The organism is Paraburkholderia sp. MM5496-R1, from assembly GCF_050436205.1.
GTDB classification, from domain to species: Bacteria; Pseudomonadota; Gammaproteobacteria; order Burkholderiales; family Burkholderiaceae; genus Paraburkholderia; species Paraburkholderia tuberum.
The window spans coordinates 2,297,025-2,313,663 of record NZ_JBNDLT010000003.1 but is presented as its reverse complement, the minus strand read 5'-3'; the positions used below and the strand labels follow the sequence as shown (position 1 = coordinate 2,313,663).

Here is a 16,639-nt window from a genome sequence, read left to right as displayed (position 1 = left end):
TGCGCCACACCGGGCGCCAGTTCAATCGCCCTTGCCGGGCCCGATGCCCTGCACCAGCAACGCCACCGCGTGCCGCGCAATCTCCGCGCCGCCGATACTGTGGCGCGACGGATCGTTGCGCCACAGCTTCGAGGTGGCAAGCGGCAGAATCGTCATGCCGAGCAGCGTGACGAACACGAGCGCGGGTTCGAGCGATGCATTCAGGCGCCCCTCCTTCTGCCAGCGCGCGATCGCCAGCAGCGACGCCTTCTGATGCGCGAAACCAAAGCGCTCTTGCATGCGCTGGCGCAGCAGCCCGCCGTCGCTGATCACTTCGCGCACCCACAGCGACGCGAACCACGGGTTGTCGCTCGCGATCTGCACGAGCCGCTCCGTGAGTTGCGTGATTGCCGCGACCGGATCGTCGGGATTCTCCTGAAACGGCAGCCCGAGGCTCGCGCGCAACGGTACGAAACACTCGTCGATCAGCACGTCGAGCAGTTGATCGCGCGTCTTGAAGTAGTAGTGCACCATCGCGGGCGTGACGCCGGCCTCGCGGGCGATCTCACCCAGCGATGTCTCGACGATGCCCTGCCTCGCGAACAGCGTCAGCGCGGCGTCGAGCAAGCGCGCACGCTGCGCGGGACCGCGCGCGGCGCCCGACGGCCGGCCGGGGCGGCGGGCGGCCGATCCAGCCGGTGCGCTGCTGCCGATATTCGCGGCATGAATATCCGTTGGCGCTGCCGTGAGTTTGGGCTTCGACGCGTCGCGCTCTTTCGCGGCAATTCGCGCGGGCGGCCCCGTATCTGCCACGGCATTGTGCGCCGCGGCGTCGTCAGGCGAGATCCTTGTCATTGCATTGAATTTGACGTGAGAGGCGATGTCACATATATTAATCTCTCAGTTAATTAATTTCAACGCGTTGCCGCCATGGAACAACCCGCTACGACCCTGTCAGTCGACCCCGCGGCCGACCATCCGCCGATCCGGCTGCTGTTTCCGGCGCTGCTGCTGGTCATGCTGCTCGCCGCCCTGGACCAGACGATTGTCTCGACCGCGCTCCCGACCATCGTCGGCGAACTGGGCGGGCTCAATAACCTGTCGTGGGTCGTGACCGCCTACCTGCTCAGTTCGACCATCGTCGTGCCGCTGTACGGCAAGTTCGGCGATCTGTTCGGCCGCAAGATCGTGCTGCAGACGGCGATCGTCATCTTTCTCGTCGGCTCGGCGCTGTGTGGCATCGCGCAGAACATGAGCCAGCTGATCGTGCTGCGCGCGCTGCAAGGGCTCGGCGGCGGCGGCCTGCTCGTCGTGACGATGGCGGCGATCGCCGACGTGATTCCGCCCGCTGAGCGTGGCCGCTACCAGGGCGTGTTCGGCGGCATCTTCGGTCTTGCCACCGTCATCGGTCCGCTGCTCGGCGGCTTTCTGGTCGAGCGTCTGACGTGGCGCTGGATCTTCTACATCAACCTGCCGCTCGGCATCGTGTCGCTCATCGTGATCGGCGCGGTGTTCAAGCCGCACGTGCGCCACGTGAAGCACACGATCGATTACATGGGTGCCGCGTTTCTCGCCGGCGCGCTGACCTGCATCATCCTGTTCACGAGTCAGGGCGGCACGATCCTGCCGTGGTCGTCGCCGCAACTGTGGTTCACGCTCGGCATGGGCCTCGCAGCGATCTGGGGATTCATTCACGAAGAACGCAGCGCGGTCGAACCGATCATGCCGCTCGGACTGTTCAAACAGCGCACGTTTCTGATCAGCAGCCTCGTGAGCTTCATCATCGGCGTATCGCTGTTCGGCTCCGTGACGTTCATTCCGCTCTATCTGCAGGTCGTGAAGGGCTCGACGCCGACGCAAGCCGGCATGCAGATGCTGCCGATGATGGGCGGCCTGTTCATCCTGTCGATGGTGACGGGCCGCGTGATCAGCAAGATCGGCAAGTACCGGCTGTTCCCGATCATGGGCACGTTCCTCGTCTCCGTGGCGATGCTGCTGCTCGCGCGCCTGCAGATCGATACGCCGATTCATGTGATGTATCTGTACATGGGTCTGCTCGGCTGCGGCCTCGGCATGGTGATGCAGGTGCTGGTCCTCGCGGTCCAGAACACCGTAGAGTTCAAGCATATGGGTGTGGCGACGTCGGGCGTCACGCTGTTTCGCTCGATCGGCGGCTCGATCGGCGTGGCCGGTTTCGGCGCGGTGTTCTCGAACGGCCTCGCCGGACGCCTCGAAAAGCTGATCCCGCCCGACACCGAACTTCCGCAGGCATTGGGTCCCGCAGCGATTCATCAGCTGCCCGAAGCATTGCGCAACGACTATCTGCATGCGTTCGCGGGTGCGTTGCACACCGTGTATCTGTCGGCCGCATGCGTCGTGGTGCTCGCCTTCGTGCTCGCATGGCTGCTGAAGGATCATCCGTTGCGCAAGCACTGAGCGTACTTCGACGCCTGATCGGGAAGCTGATGTAAACGCGTACCGGCAGGCGCCAGATAGAAGGTCGATCACGAGGCCGCACGCACGACGCGTCGGCCTCGTTGTTTTTTTGTCGCGCTCGCTTCATGCAGCGCGATGCTTCCGGTTACCTTCCATTTGTCGTGAAACAACAGAGACATACACTCGTTTCGAATGTATGGCCAAGGTTTCTTCATACCTCCAAATGAGCGGCAGCGCACACAATCCAGGGGCCAACCGCGTTGACGTCCCCCGTGAAACGCCACATATTGGAACCCGTGGAAACGCGGCCGCTGCCTACGTCTCCACGACTTCCGGCGCATGTGGATCGTGATTCCGCGGACAAGGCTCCTGCCTCTACACGATCCGAAGCATGCCTTTACGGCATCGTTTTCCAAAGGTGGGTCCACGGCATGTCCACCCAGACAGCAACCGGCCAAACTTTCCCCACGCCCTGCAAACGCTGCGGTGGCGCACTGTACCGACAAGTCGACGCCTGCCCCTACTGTGGCGCTGCGCATCCGTTCGACCAGGACGATCCGCACATCCGCACCGGGATTCCAGGCAGCCGTGCGAGCGCCACGCACAAGCCCCTGCCCCGTTTCGACAACGAGCTCGGCACACGGGACGAGCCCGCCATCGCCGCTGCCGCGATGGCGTCCGAACCCCTGTTGCAGACCGAGCCGGTCATGCACACGGCGCTCGTGTCGACCGACACCACTATCCCACCTTACGAAGATCCGATGTATGCGCCGCCCAACACTGCGCAGACGATTTGGCGCGTGCTGTACGTGATCGGCGCGGTTGTCGCAATCGGCCTGACGTATGTCGCTTATACGCTATTCAGCGACGGCGGCGAATCGGAGGATCAAGGCGTGGAGCAGATTACGCCGGATGCCAGAACAACGACCGGCATGATCGCGCCGCTTGTGTCCGCCCCGGTGATTGCTCAAGCACAGACCATGCACGCGCCGGCCGCGGCCAAGCCTGCGCCACCGCCCGTGACCGCACTGGCGGCGAAGCCCGCGCCCGTCGTGCCCGCGGCTCCTGTCATTCCAGCGACACCAGCTGCGCCGCCTGCCGCGCCGCCGATGGCCGCGACGCCCATGCGGCCCGCGCCGCAATTCCACGACGCCGGACAAGCATTGCAGGTCGCGAAGACAGCGTTCCGCGCGAACGATCTGTCCGCCGCCCAGGCCGCTCTCGCCCGCCGCGCAAACGTTACAACCCGGAAACAGCGACGCGCAGGGTCTGGCCGATCAGATGCGGCCGCTCGTCCAGCGTCGCGATACTGCGCTACAGGCCGCGCAGGCCTGCGTCGCGCAGCAGTCGTGGCCGTGCGCGCGTCAGCACGCGAACGAGGCGCTCGCGATCGACAGCGGCAACGACGCGGCGAAAGTGATCCTCGAGCGCGTCATTCGCGAGACCGGCTGGGCGCCGCTGACTCCGCCGCATGCGGCGACGACGGATGCCGCGCCGGGCGCGCCGCTCGCGCAAGCGCAAACGCAGGCACCGCTGCCCGTCGGCATGCAAGCGCACGGCGAACCGGTCGTGACTGCAACGAACGTCGGCGTCGTGAGAACCGCGACGCCGCGGAGCAACTAGCGCTCACGCGCGACGCGACGGTCCGAACCGGGTCCCGGAGACGCAAACTGCTGCGCCGTCGCGCAAAAACATTGCTTCGCATACCAGATCAAATGGCCGCTGTCTGTGCCGATTCGCACATTATCGTGCGTCCTCTGAGCGGAAACAGACGGAGCGACCTTGGCAGCAGTTTGAACATGACATGGCAACCGGATCACTGGTGCTTCCACGCGCCACGCGTGAAGCGGGATCAATTTGACCGATAGGTAGAAAGATCATGCTGAAGAGACTCCTCGCGGGCTGGCTGGGCCTGGTGGTACTGGTCGTATGTTCGCTGGCCGGCGCGGAACCGGCGCACTACAAGATCGTCACCGGGCCGGAGCGCGGCACATATATCCAGATCGGCAATGACCTGTCGAAATGGGTGGCCCAGCCGGTTGGCATCGACCTCGAAGTGGTGGCGTCGAAAGGCTCCGCCGAAAACGTGCAGCGCATGCGTTTCGAGCCCGGCGTGAAGCTCGCGCTCGTGCAGTCCGACGTGTACCAGGCGTTCATCGACATGGCCAACTCGGGCAACCCCGATGCGGGCACGACGATCCGGCCGCTGCGACTGATCATGCCGCTCTACGACGAGGAAATTAACGTCGTCGTACGGGCGGATTCGCCGCTGAAAACGCTCGCCGACATCAAGGACAAGACCATCAGCGTCGGCCTGCTAGGCAGCGGCACCGCGCAGTCGGCGACGACGCTCTACCGTCTGATGTTCGGCCAGCCGATTCCGGAGCAGAACGTCGTGCATCTGAGCAACGAGGACGCGCTCGCCGCGCTGATCGTGAAGAAGATCGACGTCGCGATCATCGTGGTCGGGCAGCCGGCAAAGCTGTTCAACGACATGAAACCCGACCTGCTGTCACAGTTGCGTCTGTTGCCCGTCGATCCCAACGCGCCGGAGACGAACCGCGCGAAGCAGACCTACTTTCCGACTACGATCCACCAAAGCAGCTACCCAGGCTGGCTGAAGGAAGACGTGCCCGGTCTGACCGTCAAAGCGTTTCTGGTCACCTACGATTACGGCTTGCGCGACACAGTCAGCAATCTGAATCATTTCGCCGACTCGTTGTGCGCGAACTTCGACAATCTGCAGGAGCATGGCCATCCGAAATGGAAACAGGTGAAGCTCGAATTGCCGACGCTCGTTCGTGGGTGGAAGTACTACACTCCGGTCGAGAAGCATCTGCGCGCGTGTCTCGCGAACCGCAGCGCGGCGATGAGCGCGGCGGCCGCGCAACCTGCGCCGAAACCGCACACGCCTTGCTCGGAAGAAGAACGGATGCTTCTGCTGTGCAAATAACGCTGTAGCGGGGGACCGCGAACGCCTGCTTCGCCTGAGTTCGTCTCAGACCCGCTCGCGCCCCGCGCCGGCCGACACCGTGCACGCTTGCATCGCCCGTTGCAATGCCTCGTACACCTTCGGGCGATTGCATTGCGACACGTTGAAACGCAGAAAGCCCGCCGCCGCTTGCGACGCGCTGAACACGTTGCCCGGCGCGAACACGACGCCCGCCGTCAGCGCATGACGGGCGATGTCGGCGGCATCGAGCGCCCCGGGCAAGCGCGCCCACACGAACAGGCCCGCGCGCGGCCGTGTCCAGATATCGAGGCCCGCATAGCCGAGACGCCTGATGGTCTCTCCCATCGCATCGGCCAGCTTCGCGCGCATCGCCTCGAGATGACGCCGATAGGTACCGTCGACGAGCATCCGATGCACGACGCTCGCCGCGAGCTGACCATTGCCGAACGATGTCGCGAGCTTCAGATCGATCAACGGCTCGACCCATTCGGCGCGTGCCGCAATATAGCCGCAGCGCACCGCCGCCGACAGCGTCTTCGAAAAGCTGCCGATCGACACGACGCGCGCGAGGCCGTCGAAAGCGGCAAGGCGCGGCGCGGCTTCGTCTTCGAAGTCCGCGAAGATGTCGTCCTCGACGATCAGCAGATCGTGCTCGCCGGCGAGCTTCAGCAGCCGGTGCGCGACGGCCGGCGCGAGCGTCGCGCCGGTCGGATTGTGGATCGCCGAGTTCGTCACGTAGAGCCGCGGACGCTGCTCGACCAGAACGCGCTCGAACGCCGCGAGATCCGGTCCCTGCGGCGTGTACGGCACGCTCGCGATCCGCACGCGATGCGCGCGCAACAACGCCTGAAAATTGAAATAGCAAGGATCGTCGATCAGCACCGTGTCGCCGGGTTCGAGCAGGAAGCGGCACACGAGATCGAGCGCATGGGTGCCGCCGTCGGTCAGCAGGATCTGCTCGGGCGGCGCATCGACCCCGTGCGCGGAAAGCCGCCACGCAAGCTGCTGACGCAGCGCGGGCAAGCCCGCCGGGCTCGCGTAATCCGCGAGCAGCGATTGCGGATCACGGGCAACCGCGCGCAGCGCGCGCCGCACGCCATCTTCCGGCAACCACGAAGCCGGCATCCAGCCGCAGCCGGGCTTCAGCGCTTTCGAGCCGGTCTCCAGCGACTGCCGCATGAGCCACAGCGGATCGACCTCGCGATCGAGCCGCGGCCCGAGATCGGCGAGCGCGAGCGGCGGCGCATGGCCCGACACGAAGAAGCCCGAGCCGCGCCGCGCGATGATCACCCCTTCCGCAACGAGACGGTCGTAGCCTTCCACCACGGTCGACTTCGACACGCCGAGCGTGTCGGTCATCGCGCGGATCGACGGCACGCGGGCGCCCGGCATCAGCGAGCGGCTCGCGATACGCTCCCGCAGATTGTTCATCACGAGGCCGACACGCGTGCCCGACACCGTCTCGTTGTTCTCGCTTTCCGCCATCTGTACTGCTCCCATGTTCGGTACAGTTTGTACGAACTGTACTGATCTGTAGCTTAACGTTTACGGCCGCGGCGCGCATCATGAGACTCTTTCAGCGCAGGGACGTTTGCCATGGACAAAACCACCAACGGCTGGCTCAGCGGTTTCGCGGGCGTGCTGATTTTCAGCGGCTCGCTGCCGGCCACGCGGCTTGCCGTGCAGGGCCTCGATCCGGTGTTTCTGACCGTGGCGCGCGCGACGATCGCGGGCATCCTTGGTCTGCTGCTGTTGCTGGTGTTCCGCGAGACCCGCCCGCACCGGCGCGATCTGCTGCCGCTCGTCGTGGTCGCGCTCGGCGTCGTGGTCGGCTTTCCTTTGCTGACCGCGCTCGCGCTGCGTCATGTGAGCGCCGCGCATGCGGTCGTGTTCATCGGCCTGCTGCCGCTCGCCACCGCGATCTTCGGCGTGTTGCGCGGCGGCGAGCGGCCGCAGCCGGCGTTCTGGCTGTTCTCGGCGCTCGGCAGCGCGGCGGTGGCCGCGTTCGCGCTGCGTCACGGCATCGACGCCTCGCCGCTCGGCGACGCGCTGATGCTCGCGGCGATCGTCGTGTGCGGGCTGGGCTACGCGGAAGGCGCGCGGTTGTCGCGTCATCTCGGCGGCTGGCAGGTGATTTCGTGGGCGCTCGTGCTGTCGCTGCCGTTGATGCTGCCGCTCGCATGGTGGACGCGGCCCGTGTCGTTCGACGGTGTCGGCGCCGCCGCGCTGTGGGGACTCGCGTACGTGTCGCTGTTCAGCATGCTGATCGGCTTCGTGTTCTGGTATCGCGGGCTCGCGCTCGGCGGCATCGCGGCGGTCGGCCAACTGCAGCTGCTGCAGCCGTTTTTCGGGCTGCTGCTCGCCGGCGTGCTGCTGCACGAGCAGGTACCGCCATCGATGATCATCGTCACCGTGATCGTGGTCGCCTGCGTGGCTGGCGCACGGCATTTTTCGCGCGCCGCGCCGGTGCGGCGGCCGGTCTGACGCGGCTCGACCGTCGCACGGCGAACAGACTTTTTCAGGATCGAATTGCGCGAGCCGTGGATCGATCTGTCATCATTTCGCAGATTGGCACAACCAGCGCCCCGCGCCGCGTTCCGCCGTGGCCCGAGCGACTGCGCGCAAACCGGTGAGCTTCATGAACCGAGCGTCGCTGACGGCTTCTCGCCTCGCGACGCCGCGCTCGCCCAATCGCTCGAATTCGAAATCGGCGCGATCCGGCGCGTGTATGAACTCGCGCGCTCGCCGGCCTTCGCGCGCGCCGCCGAGCGCATGGCGAACGCCGATGCGGTCTACATCCTCGGCATCCAATCGACGCGCGGCATCAGCAACGCGTTCTACAGCTATCTCGAATACATCCGCCCGCGCGTGTTCTATTCGGACGGCATGTCGGGTTCCTACGTCGATTCGCTGAACTCGGCGGTCGTCGAACGGCGTGGACCGGCTATCGACGAACGCGTGGCGCGTAATCGCGAGCTGCAGAGCGAGTTCGATCAATTCGATCTTTGACCCGCTTCAAATCCGCCCGGGCGACAGGCATAGTGAAGACTTCCGCCAAACTGCGCCGCCACGACAGGACCCCGCATGAGTTCACCCCGCCCTCCGCTCGACGCCCCGCTGATCCGCGACGCCAGCGAAGCCGACCTCCCCGCGATCCAGGCGATCTACGCGCATCACGTGCTGACCGGTGTAGCGTCGTTCGAAGAAACCCCGCCGTCCGTCGACGATCTGCGCGCGCGGCTCGCAAGCGTGCGCAGCCACGGACTGCCATATATGGTCGCGGAGATCGACGGCGACGTGGCCGGCTATTGCTATGCGACGCCGTATCGCCCGCGCGCCGCCTATCGCAACACGATCGAAGACTCGATCTACGTCAGCGACGCGTATCGCGGACGCGGCATCGGACGCGTGCTGCTGCAGGCGCTGATCGAACGTTGCGAGACCGGACCGTGGCGTCAGATGATCGCAGTGATCGCCGATGGCGGCAGCGGCGGCTCACTGTCCTTGCACGCGCAACTCGGCTTCGAGCTGACCGGCACGTTGAAGGCTGTCGGCTACAAGCACGGCCGCTGGCTCGACACGACGCTGATGCAACGCCCGCTCGGCCGCGGCGCATCGACTGGGCCCGACGACGATTCAAACGCAGCAGGCGACGCCGAACGCAAAACCTAACGCACGCGCGGCAAACGCGTGAACAAGGTCGGATAGTCGATCACGAGACCATCGCTATCCACGCGCAAATTGGCGGTGAACTCGCGAAAAATGCCTTCGTAGCGGTACTCGCCATTCAACTCGATGCACGTGTAGGCCTGCTCGGCGCGCGTGACCTGCAAGTCCGGCGTCGAGATATACGCGACTTCGATCGGCTGACGTTCGCCTTGCGCCAGTTGCAGCCGACGGATCGGCAACGTATTGGTGTACGGCGTCGCCGCGATATCGATGTCGATACAGCCTTCGATCGCGCTGAGCGCGAGGCCGTGCCCGTCGTGCCAGTGACCGTCGCCATCGCCATGCAGCTCCAGCTCGCCACCGCCGACGATCTTCAGCCGCGCATAGCGCGTGCGCCAGCGCGCGTCGCAGCGCACCGCGTAATGCAGCCCGTACGCCTTGCCGTAGCGCTGCCCGACCACGACGCTTTCAACGGCGAAGCCATCGTCGCGCGCATCGAATACCAGATGTTCGATGCCATCGCCCTCTTCCGAAGCCCATCGTAATTCACGCATCGGCGTCTCCTCGCGAAACGGCGCAGGAAAGCGCGCCGGGCTCTCATCGTAACGCGAAAGCCCGCGCGCGAGGCACTCCCAACCCAGATCTGGCACCGCTGGCGAGACCAGCGCCTGCGATGCATCAAAATGAAGCATCGAAAAAAAAGCTGCGCACGTAATGTGCGCAGCTTTGCGAGACTGACGACGCGAAAAAAACCGCGTCGATGTGGCGGCAAAACAACGTGCCGCCACGTATTCAGTAACTGTTTAGAACTTGTGGATGATACCCACGCCAACCGCGGTCTGGCTGCGCGACGAGGACGGCGAACCGTTCTGGCCGTCACCGATGCTTGCCACTGCGTTGATGATGGACTTGCCGTTGCCCGACAGCGTCTGGCCGCTAGCGCGCTGATACGCTTCGAGTGCGTACAGGCCGGTGCGCTTGGACAGCGAGTAGTACTGCGACAGGTTGAACTGGCTGTAGCTAGCCGTGCTCTGAATGCCGTTCGACGACGTTGCACGGGTGTAGCTATAGCCAGCGGCCAGGTCCAGCACCGAGATCGGCTTCCAGTGCAGCACTGCGCCACCGGTATTCCAGATCTGCGTGTCGTGGAACAGCGAAGCCTGGCCCGCAGCGTATTGAACGTTCGAGTATGCGAACGAAACGTCCCACTGCGAGTTGAACGCGTAACCACCCGTCACCGCAATGCGCTGCTGCTTCGCTGCGGTCTGGAAGCCGTTGTTGATTGCCGAGACGGACGGCTGAGCGCCGTTGTTCGACGCCGTGGAATTCCACGCGGGGGTGCCAACGGTCGCCGCGTTGTCAATGCGCTGGATACCTGCCGCGAGACCGATCGGGCCGTTCAGGTACTGTGCCGCAACGCTCCAGGTTTGGCCGGCTGCGAAGCTGCCCGCGTTGCCGCCCAGTGCGTACGAACCGCTAACCGTCAGACCGGCAAAGCTCGGCGACGTATAAACCAGTTGGTTGTTCACCCGGAACGTCGTATCCAGCGAGTCGATATCACCCGGATGCGCACCGTATGCACCGGTCAGCCACGTGGTCGGGCTATACGGCGAGAGCAGCGTGTAGTACGAGGTGTACCCGCGGCCTGCCGTCACCGTACCGAACTGAGCGTTCGTCAGACCGACCCATGCCTGGCGGTTGAATGCCAGACCCGACACACTTTGCGCGCCAGTTGCGCTGTTAAAGCCTTCTTCCAACTGGAAAATCGTCTTCGTGCCGCCACCCAGATCTTCCGAGCCCTTCAAACCGAAACGGCTGCCTGCCCAGATGCCGTTGATCATCTTGACTTGCGAGTTGCCAGCGACGGTCTGCGGTTTCGCCGCCGTGGTCAGCGACGCCGAGCTGTTCTGCCAACCCAGGCCCGTATCGACGATACCGTAAAGCGTCACGCTGCTTTGCGCATGTGCGCCCAGGGCGACCAACCCCAAGGCCGAAGCTAAGAGAGTCTTTTTCATTTTTACTCCTCTGTTAAAAACTTTCTAATGCGGCCTACGCGAGCGCCGCTGAGTGTGGGTAAGACGTTTTATTTGGATCAGAACACCGGATGGCCGTTGATGATGCTCGGCAACCAGGTCGAGAACCACGGGACATAGGTGACAATATTGATGGCCGAGAAGATAGCGAGGTAATACGGCCAAGCCACCTTAGTAGTTTCCCCTATCGACACATTGCCAATTGCGCAACCAATGAACTGCACCGAGCCAATCGGCGGATGCACGAGACCCAATGCGCAGTTCAGCAGAATCATGATGCCGAACTGAACCGGGCCCACCCCGTTGTGCATGGCCATCGGCAGGAACAGCGGGGTTGTGATCAGGATGTGCGCCGCCATGTCGACGAACGTACCGAGGAACACCTGAATCACGTTGATGTACAACAACATCAGCCACGGCAGCGAGGTCGCGCCGTCGAGCATGCGCTCGATCGCCTCCGGGATCTCCAGATAGGCCATCTGGTAGCGCAGCATGTTCGACACACCGATCAGCAGCAGCACCACGCCGGTCGTTTTCGCGGCCTTGCCGAGCGCATGGCCGAGCTTCTTCATCGACAGCGAGCGATACACGACGATGGTCAATATCAGCGAATAACCTACGGCGATTGCGGCCGCCTCCGTCGCGGTGGCGATACCGCGCGCCACGCAGAACAGAATGATCGCGATGACCATCAGACCCGGCACCGCGCCGACGAACGTGCGCAGCACCGCCATCCAGCCCGGGAAACGCTGCAGTTCGGTCGAACCGTCGGGACGGCGCGGATAGCCGAACTTGACGGCCTGCCAGTAAGCGGCGATCAGCACGAGGCCCATCACCCACAGCACCGGCAACAGACCCGAGAACAGCAGATCGCCGATCGACACGCCGCTCATCTGCTTGCCGTTCAGCACGCCGCTCACGCCTTGCGCGGCGAACGCGTAGATGATCATGTTGGTCGACGTCGGCATCAGCGCGCCGGCGAGCGACGAGTGCGTGGTCACGTTGACCGCGTATGCGGCGCTATAACCTTCGCGCTTCATCAGCGGGATCACGACGCCGCCCATGGCCGACGTATCCGCGGTCGGCGAACCCGACACGCCGCCGAACAGCGTACAGGCGACCACGTTGGCCATGCCGAGGCCACCGCGGAAATGGCCGACCGTGGCCTGCGCGAAACGCAGGATGCGGTCAGCGATGCCGCCGTGGAGCATCAGCTCGCCGGAGAAGATGAAGAACGGGACCGCGAGGAACGAGAAGCCGTTCATGCCCGAGATCATCGACTGCATCGCGGTCGCGGTCGGCAAGCCTTCGAACAGGTACGTCAGAACGCAGGACAGGCCCAACGCGAATGAAACCGGAACCCCGAGGAAGAGGAAGATTAGAAAACTGGCGGCAAGAAGGGCAAGTTCCATGATGGTTCTACTTTTATTCCGTGGCGGAGAGTTCGAGCGCCGGCTCTTCCCGTTTCCCCGCGAAGAGCTCGAGCAGATGCTCGATCGAGAACAACGCGATGCACACACTCGCGAAGATCGGGATGCAGTAGCGCACGCCTTCCGGCACGCCGATGATCGGAATGCGGTCGCCCATCGTGGTTTGCGCCATCTCGAGGCAACCGACGAAGACCGCCACCGCGAAAGCGACCAGACACAGGTGCTGAATCCCTTTCGCGATCACCTGGCCTTTCTCGGGCAATTTCTTCACGAGCGAGTCGAGTCCGATGTGACCGCCCTCGCGAACCTTCAGCGCGGCGCCGAACATCGCGATCAGGATCACCAGCAGCAATGCGATGGGCTCAACGAAATCGGGCGCGTCGCTAAACACGTAGCGCATCACCACGCTATAAATCACGAGCAGGCAAAGTACGGCGAGGCTAAGCGACGCCACGACCAGCAGCACGCGAAAAAGAAAATCATTTGGGCGTTTCAGGAAACTCATGACCCTGTCCTTGCTTACGACCGACCTATGCTTGAGATTCAGCCGTCCCGATGCGACACGATCCGCACGCGCGCGCGAAATCGCGCGGCGGAAGGTCTCGCGAGTTTCCTCGCGGGACCATTCACGCCGCTGTTGCGACAAGCGTTGCTATTGCTGATTGCGTCCGGGACGCGTGACTTACTTGATTGCTTCGATCTCGTCGACGATCTGCTTCATTTGCGGGGTCTTTTCGTACTTCGCCCACACAGGCTGCATCACCTTCACGAAAGCCGCGCGGTCGATCTGCGAAGCCGCGATGACCGTTGCGCCACCCTTCGTGACGGCCTTCTGTGCGTCGGCTTCGCGCGCGGTCCACAGCTTCTCGTAGTAAGGCACCGAGTCAGCCGCGGCCTTCTTGATGATCTGCTGCTCTTGCGGCGACAGCGTGTCCCACACCTTCTTCGAGAACACCAGCACTTCCGGCGTCATCGAATGCTGGGTCTCCGAGTAGATCTGAGCGACTTCGAAGTGCTTGGTTTCTTCGTACGACGGCAGGTTGTTTTCGGCGCCGTCGACGAGGCCGGTCTTCAGGCCCGTATAGACTTCCGAGAACGGCATCGGGGTCGGCGTGCCGCCCATTGCCTTGATTTCGTCGACCATCAGGTCGGACGGCTGCACGCGGACCTTCAGCCCCTTCATGTCAGCCGGCGATTTGATCGCCTTCTTCGCGTACATCGAGCGTGCGCCGCTCTCGTAGAACGTCAGTGCGATCATGCCCTTCGCGGTGAAGGCGTCGAGGATCTTCTGGCCTTCCGGACCGTACATGACCTTGCGGAAATGGTCGACGTCGCGGAACAGGAACGGCAGCGACGGGATCATCGATTCCGGCACGATTTCGTTGAACGCAGCACCGTTGGCACGGGCCATGTCGAGCGCGCCGATACGGACCTGGTCGATCGTGTCGTTTTCCGAACCGAGCGCGCTGTTGCCGAACACCTTCACGGAGTCCTTGCCGCCGGTCGCCTTGCTGATCTCCTCGCCCATGTACTTCACGGCCATGTTGGTCGGGAAGGTGTCGCCGTGCACATCGGCGACGCGGAACACGCGCGCTTCAGCCGACATCGTGCTGAACGCCAACGCCGCGGCCGCGACGATCATCGAAACATGGGAAGAGGCAAACTTCTTGTTCATCGTGACATTCCTTGAAAAATAGACCATCCCCGCAACAGCGGATGTGACATGGTTTTGACGCGTCTCCGGCTTCACGCTCACTGCCTTCGCAGGTGCGGGCGTTGGCCGTACTGGCTGTGCGACTTCCCCGGCACAGTTGACCCAGCACTCCAGTCGACAACTCGACTACTTACTTCAATCACGCCGGCCGGCTTCGGACATGCATGCCGCATCGACCGCGGCGGCACGAATGCCTTGAAACCCACCGAATTGCACTGTCACACCAACACAGAAAGCCATTTGTTTGGGCTTATATGTTGTACGACAACATACGAAGTCTATAAAAGGGGTTTTATCTTGTACAGACGGTATTTACCCGCATCAAGAAAAGCGCCGGTACGGATGACCGGCGTGGCATGTCACAAGGTCCCGCGCCGTCCGGCATTGGATGGGGACGGAATCGGTACAGTCTGCGGAGCTGTGGTAGTTTTTGCTGAAGAAATACGTGGCGGCGTGGTCTTCACACAACACGTTGTACGACGAGTGACAAATAAAGGGCCACACGAATGGTCCTGAAAAATGAAAACGCCGGGAGAAAAACTTCGTCCCGGCGCATGCTTCATGCAAGCAACGTTACAGTTGCCCTGCGAATTCTGGTTCAGGCAGCCCGCTCACGCCGGGCCGCAGCGCGAACACGTGGCCGTCGTGCTCGCTCGCGCCGTTGGCGGGACGAATCGAGGTGACGAACAGCGTATCGAGATCGCGGCCGCCGAACGCGCACATGGCAGGCTTGATGGCCGGCACCGGAACCTGCCGGTCAAGCTTGCCCTGCGGCGTAAACCGCAGCAGCAGACCGGCGTCGTTCGCGCAGATCCAGTAGCAGCCGTCGGCATCGACCGCCGCGCCGTCCGGACGGCCCGAATAGTGATGCAGGTCGGCGAACACGCGGCGGTTGCGCGGCTCACCGCTGTCGACGTCGTAGTCGAACGCCCAGATCAGCCGGCGCAGCGGATGCGAGTCGGACAGATACATCGTCGTGCCGTCCGGCGACCAGCCCAGGCCGTTCTGCGTGATCAGCGAAGCGACGACCGGCGCTGACAGCACGCCCTTCTCGTCGAAGCGGTACAGCGCGCCGCCCGGGATCGCCGCGGCCATGTCCATCACCATCGTGCCGGCCCAGAAACGCCCTTGCCGGTCGCAGCGGCCGTCGTTGAAACGCATTCCGCCGTGCGGGAATTCAGGCGCCGCGAGCTTGCGCAGCGACGCTGTCAGCGGCTCGCCGCTCGCCGCTTTCGACGCGTCCGCGAGCGAGACCGCGAACAACCCGGTCTCGCAGCCGGCGAGCACGGTGCCGGCGTGATCGAACGCGATGCAGGCGACCTGTTCCGGCAGCAGCCATTCGCTGCGCTGGCCCGTCGCGAGCGAACCGCGCACGATCTTTTTCGCCGGAATGTCGACCCAGTACAGCGCCTGCTCGGCCGCGCGCCAGACCGGGCTTTCACCGGTGGCCGCGGGCAACCGACCGGCCGCTTCGAAGCGCTCCACTTGCGGATTCGCGCTCATTGCTTAGGCTCCATCGGACCGGCCAGCACGAACGGGCCGCCCTGGTACAGCTGGGTCGGGTCGTCGAAGCGCGTGTCGGGGGCGCTCGGCGGGAACAGGTGTTCGAACTGCGCCGAGCTGTCTTGCGGACGGTAGCCGAGAAACGCGGCGTTCGTGTTGTCGACCCACGAGATGCGGTTATTCGACACGCCGTAGACGATCGCGTGACCGACGCGGTTCGTGAACAGCGAGCAGCGCACGAGCTCGATGAAATCGCGGTAGCTCAGATACGTGATGAGCATGCGCGCGGTCTTCGGCTGCTCGAACGATGAGCCGATCCGCAAACACACGGTCTCGAGACCGAAGCGGTCGAAGTAGTAGCGCGACAGCGATTCGCCGAAACACTTCGTCACGCCGTACATGCCGTCCGGACGCAGCGGCACTTCGGTATCGATAACCGACGTCACCGGATGGAAACCCACCGCGTGATTCGAGCTCGCGTAGATGATGCGCTTCACGCCATGCTTTTGCGCCGACGAGTACACGTTGTAGAGGCCGCGAATGTTCGCTTCGAGCAGGTCTTCGAACGGCGCTTCGACGGAGATGCCGCCGAGATGCACCACCGCGTCCACGCCTTCGAGCAGCGCGTGCACGGCTGCTTCATCGGCGAGATTGACGACGGCCGCTTCCTCGTGCGCGGCGACTTCGCCGAGCGCAGCGATATCGGACACGCGCACGATGTCGGCCCATTGCGCGAGCGCGGGACGCAGTTGCTTGCCGAGGTTGCCCGCGGCGCCGGTGAGCAGCAGACGGCGGAAGGGTTTCTTTGCCGCGGAGCGGTCAACGTTCAAATCGGTCATGTCTCTTGGATGTTGTGATTGCGATCGGGTCTTCTGAACGGAAAAGCGAGCGCCGGCTGGACCGGCGCTCGCCCGAGTATTGA

14 protein-coding genes and 1 pseudogene are annotated in these 16,639 nt (G+C 63.7%); 6 read left to right on the top strand and 9 right to left on the bottom strand.

Annotated elements, in window-relative coordinates; genetic code table 11:
* Window positions 1-21 precede the first annotated feature (21 nt).
* Window positions 22-792 carry a TetR/AcrR family transcriptional regulator gene (locus OKW38_RS36815; protein ID WP_429365335.1) on the bottom strand — a complete coding sequence of 257 codons (771 nt, stop codon included), beginning with the start codon at window positions 790-792 and terminating at the stop codon, window positions 22-24.
* A gap of 117 nt (window positions 793-909) precedes the next feature.
* Between OKW38_RS36815 and OKW38_RS36810 the strand changes: the two genes are divergently transcribed.
* From OKW38_RS36810 to OKW38_RS36800, 3 genes are all read left to right on the top strand, one after another.
* Complete coding sequence (locus OKW38_RS36810; protein ID WP_429365334.1) at window positions 910-2,415, top strand: MDR family MFS transporter; 1,506 nt, start codon at window positions 910-912, stop codon at window positions 2,413-2,415.
* Window positions 2,416-3,696: 1,281 nt separating this feature from the next.
* Window positions 3,697-4,038, top strand: a complete 342-nt coding sequence (locus OKW38_RS36805; RefSeq protein ID WP_429365333.1) for a hypothetical protein — start codon at window positions 3,697-3,699, stop codon at window positions 4,036-4,038.
* Between the two features lie 256 nt (window positions 4,039-4,294).
* Window positions 4,295-5,368, top strand: coding sequence for a TAXI family TRAP transporter solute-binding subunit (locus tag OKW38_RS36800; protein WP_090806067.1), 1,074 nt, complete (start codon window positions 4,295-4,297; stop codon window positions 5,366-5,368).
* A gap of 45 nt (window positions 5,369-5,413) precedes the next feature.
* On the opposite strand, the gene OKW38_RS36795 is transcribed toward OKW38_RS36800, so the two are convergent.
* Window positions 5,414-6,853 (bottom strand): PLP-dependent aminotransferase family protein, encoded by a 1,440-nt coding sequence (locus tag OKW38_RS36795; protein WP_429365332.1) that lies wholly within the window; start codon window positions 6,851-6,853, stop codon window positions 5,414-5,416.
* Window positions 6,854-6,964: 111 nt separating this feature from the next.
* Between OKW38_RS36795 and OKW38_RS36790 the strand changes: the two genes are divergently transcribed.
* The 3 genes and pseudogenes from OKW38_RS36790 to OKW38_RS36780 all read left to right on the top strand — a co-directional run bounded on the left by OKW38_RS36790 (window position 6,965) and on the right by OKW38_RS36780 (window position 9,040).
* Window positions 6,965-7,852, top strand: coding sequence for a DMT family transporter (locus OKW38_RS36790; RefSeq protein WP_429365331.1), 888 nt, complete (start codon window positions 6,965-6,967; stop codon window positions 7,850-7,852).
* Window positions 7,853-7,963: 111 nt separating this feature from the next.
* A pseudogene (locus OKW38_RS36785) lies at window positions 7,964-8,377 on the top strand (hypothetical protein); the annotation flags it as partial.
* Window positions 8,378-8,452: 75 nt separating this feature from the next.
* Window positions 8,453-9,040 carry an N-acetyltransferase family protein gene (locus OKW38_RS36780; protein WP_429334009.1) on the top strand — a complete coding sequence of 196 codons (588 nt, stop codon included), beginning with the start codon at window positions 8,453-8,455 and terminating at the stop codon, window positions 9,038-9,040.
* Here the strand turns inward: OKW38_RS36780 and OKW38_RS36775 are convergent.
* The 7 genes from OKW38_RS36775 to OKW38_RS36745 form a co-directional block, all read right to left on the bottom strand.
* The gene (locus OKW38_RS36775; protein WP_429334010.1) at window positions 9,037-9,591 is read right to left on the bottom strand and encodes a putative glycolipid-binding domain-containing protein; all 555 of its coding nucleotides are present in this window, start codon (window positions 9,589-9,591) and stop codon (window positions 9,037-9,039) included. The two genes, OKW38_RS36780 and OKW38_RS36775, sit on opposite strands and share 4 nt — an antisense overlap.
* 249 nt (window positions 9,592-9,840) lie before the next feature.
* Window positions 9,841-11,052 carry a porin gene (locus OKW38_RS36770; protein WP_090806074.1) on the bottom strand — a complete coding sequence of 404 codons (1,212 nt, stop codon included), beginning with the start codon at window positions 11,050-11,052 and terminating at the stop codon, window positions 9,841-9,843.
* 77 nt (window positions 11,053-11,129) lie between these two features.
* Window positions 11,130-12,482: a TRAP transporter large permease gene (locus OKW38_RS36765; protein WP_184049983.1), complete on the bottom strand. Its 1,353-nt coding sequence runs from the start codon at window positions 12,480-12,482 to the stop codon at window positions 11,130-11,132.
* A 13-nt stretch (window positions 12,483-12,495) separates the two neighbouring features.
* Window positions 12,496-13,005, bottom strand: coding sequence for a TRAP transporter small permease (locus OKW38_RS36760; protein ID WP_090810071.1), 510 nt, complete (start codon window positions 13,003-13,005; stop codon window positions 12,496-12,498).
* Between the two features lie 177 nt (window positions 13,006-13,182).
* Window positions 13,183-14,175 carry a TRAP transporter substrate-binding protein gene (locus OKW38_RS36755; protein ID WP_090806078.1) on the bottom strand — a complete coding sequence of 331 codons (993 nt, stop codon included), beginning with the start codon at window positions 14,173-14,175 and terminating at the stop codon, window positions 13,183-13,185.
* 612 nt (window positions 14,176-14,787) lie between these two features.
* Window positions 14,788-15,717, bottom strand: a complete 930-nt coding sequence (locus OKW38_RS36750) for an SMP-30/gluconolactonase/LRE family protein (protein WP_429365330.1) — start codon at window positions 15,715-15,717, stop codon at window positions 14,788-14,790.
* Entirely contained in the window at window positions 15,714-16,556 is an 843-nt protein-coding gene (locus tag OKW38_RS36745) for an NAD-dependent epimerase/dehydratase family protein (RefSeq protein WP_429334013.1), read from the bottom strand. Before OKW38_RS36745 ends, OKW38_RS36750 begins: the two co-directional genes overlap by 4 nt.
* Window positions 16,557-16,639: the final 83 nt, after the last annotated feature.

What these genes read in the sequence shown, in the direction of transcription:
- OKW38_RS36805 (WP_429365333.1), top strand. Translation starts at nt 3,697, where the DNA reads ATGCGGCCGCTCGTCCAGCGTCGCGATACTGCGCTACAGGCCGCGCAG.
- OKW38_RS36750 (WP_429365330.1), bottom strand. Translation starts at nt 15,717, where the DNA reads ATGAGCGCGAATCCGCAAGTGGAGCGCTTCGAAGCGGCCGGTCGGTTG.
- OKW38_RS36775 (WP_429334010.1), bottom strand. Translation starts at nt 9,591, where the DNA reads ATGCGTGAATTACGATGGGCTTCGGAAGAGGGCGATGGCATCGAACAT.
- OKW38_RS36780 (WP_429334009.1), top strand. Translation starts at nt 8,453, where the DNA reads ATGAGTTCACCCCGCCCTCCGCTCGACGCCCCGCTGATCCGCGACGCC.
- OKW38_RS36800 (WP_090806067.1), top strand. Translation starts at nt 4,295, where the DNA reads ATGCTGAAGAGACTCCTCGCGGGCTGGCTGGGCCTGGTGGTACTGGTC.
- OKW38_RS36795 (WP_429365332.1), bottom strand. Translation starts at nt 6,853, where the DNA reads ATGGCGGAAAGCGAGAACAACGAGACGGTGTCGGGCACGCGTGTCGGC.
- OKW38_RS36745 (WP_429334013.1), bottom strand. Translation starts at nt 16,556, where the DNA reads ATGACCGATTTGAACGTTGACCGCTCCGCGGCAAAGAAACCCTTCCGC.
- OKW38_RS36760 (WP_090810071.1), bottom strand. Translation starts at nt 13,005, where the DNA reads ATGAGTTTCCTGAAACGCCCAAATGATTTTCTTTTTCGCGTGCTGCTG.
- OKW38_RS36770 (WP_090806074.1), bottom strand. Translation starts at nt 11,052, where the DNA reads ATGAAAAAGACTCTCTTAGCTTCGGCCTTGGGGTTGGTCGCCCTGGGC.
- OKW38_RS36790 (WP_429365331.1), top strand. Translation starts at nt 6,965, where the DNA reads ATGGACAAAACCACCAACGGCTGGCTCAGCGGTTTCGCGGGCGTGCTG.
- OKW38_RS36765 (WP_184049983.1), bottom strand. Translation starts at nt 12,482, where the DNA reads ATGGAACTTGCCCTTCTTGCCGCCAGTTTTCTAATCTTCCTCTTCCTC.
- OKW38_RS36810 (WP_429365334.1), top strand. Translation starts at nt 910, where the DNA reads ATGGAACAACCCGCTACGACCCTGTCAGTCGACCCCGCGGCCGACCAT.
- OKW38_RS36755 (WP_090806078.1), bottom strand. Translation starts at nt 14,175, where the DNA reads ATGAACAAGAAGTTTGCCTCTTCCCATGTTTCGATGATCGTCGCGGCC.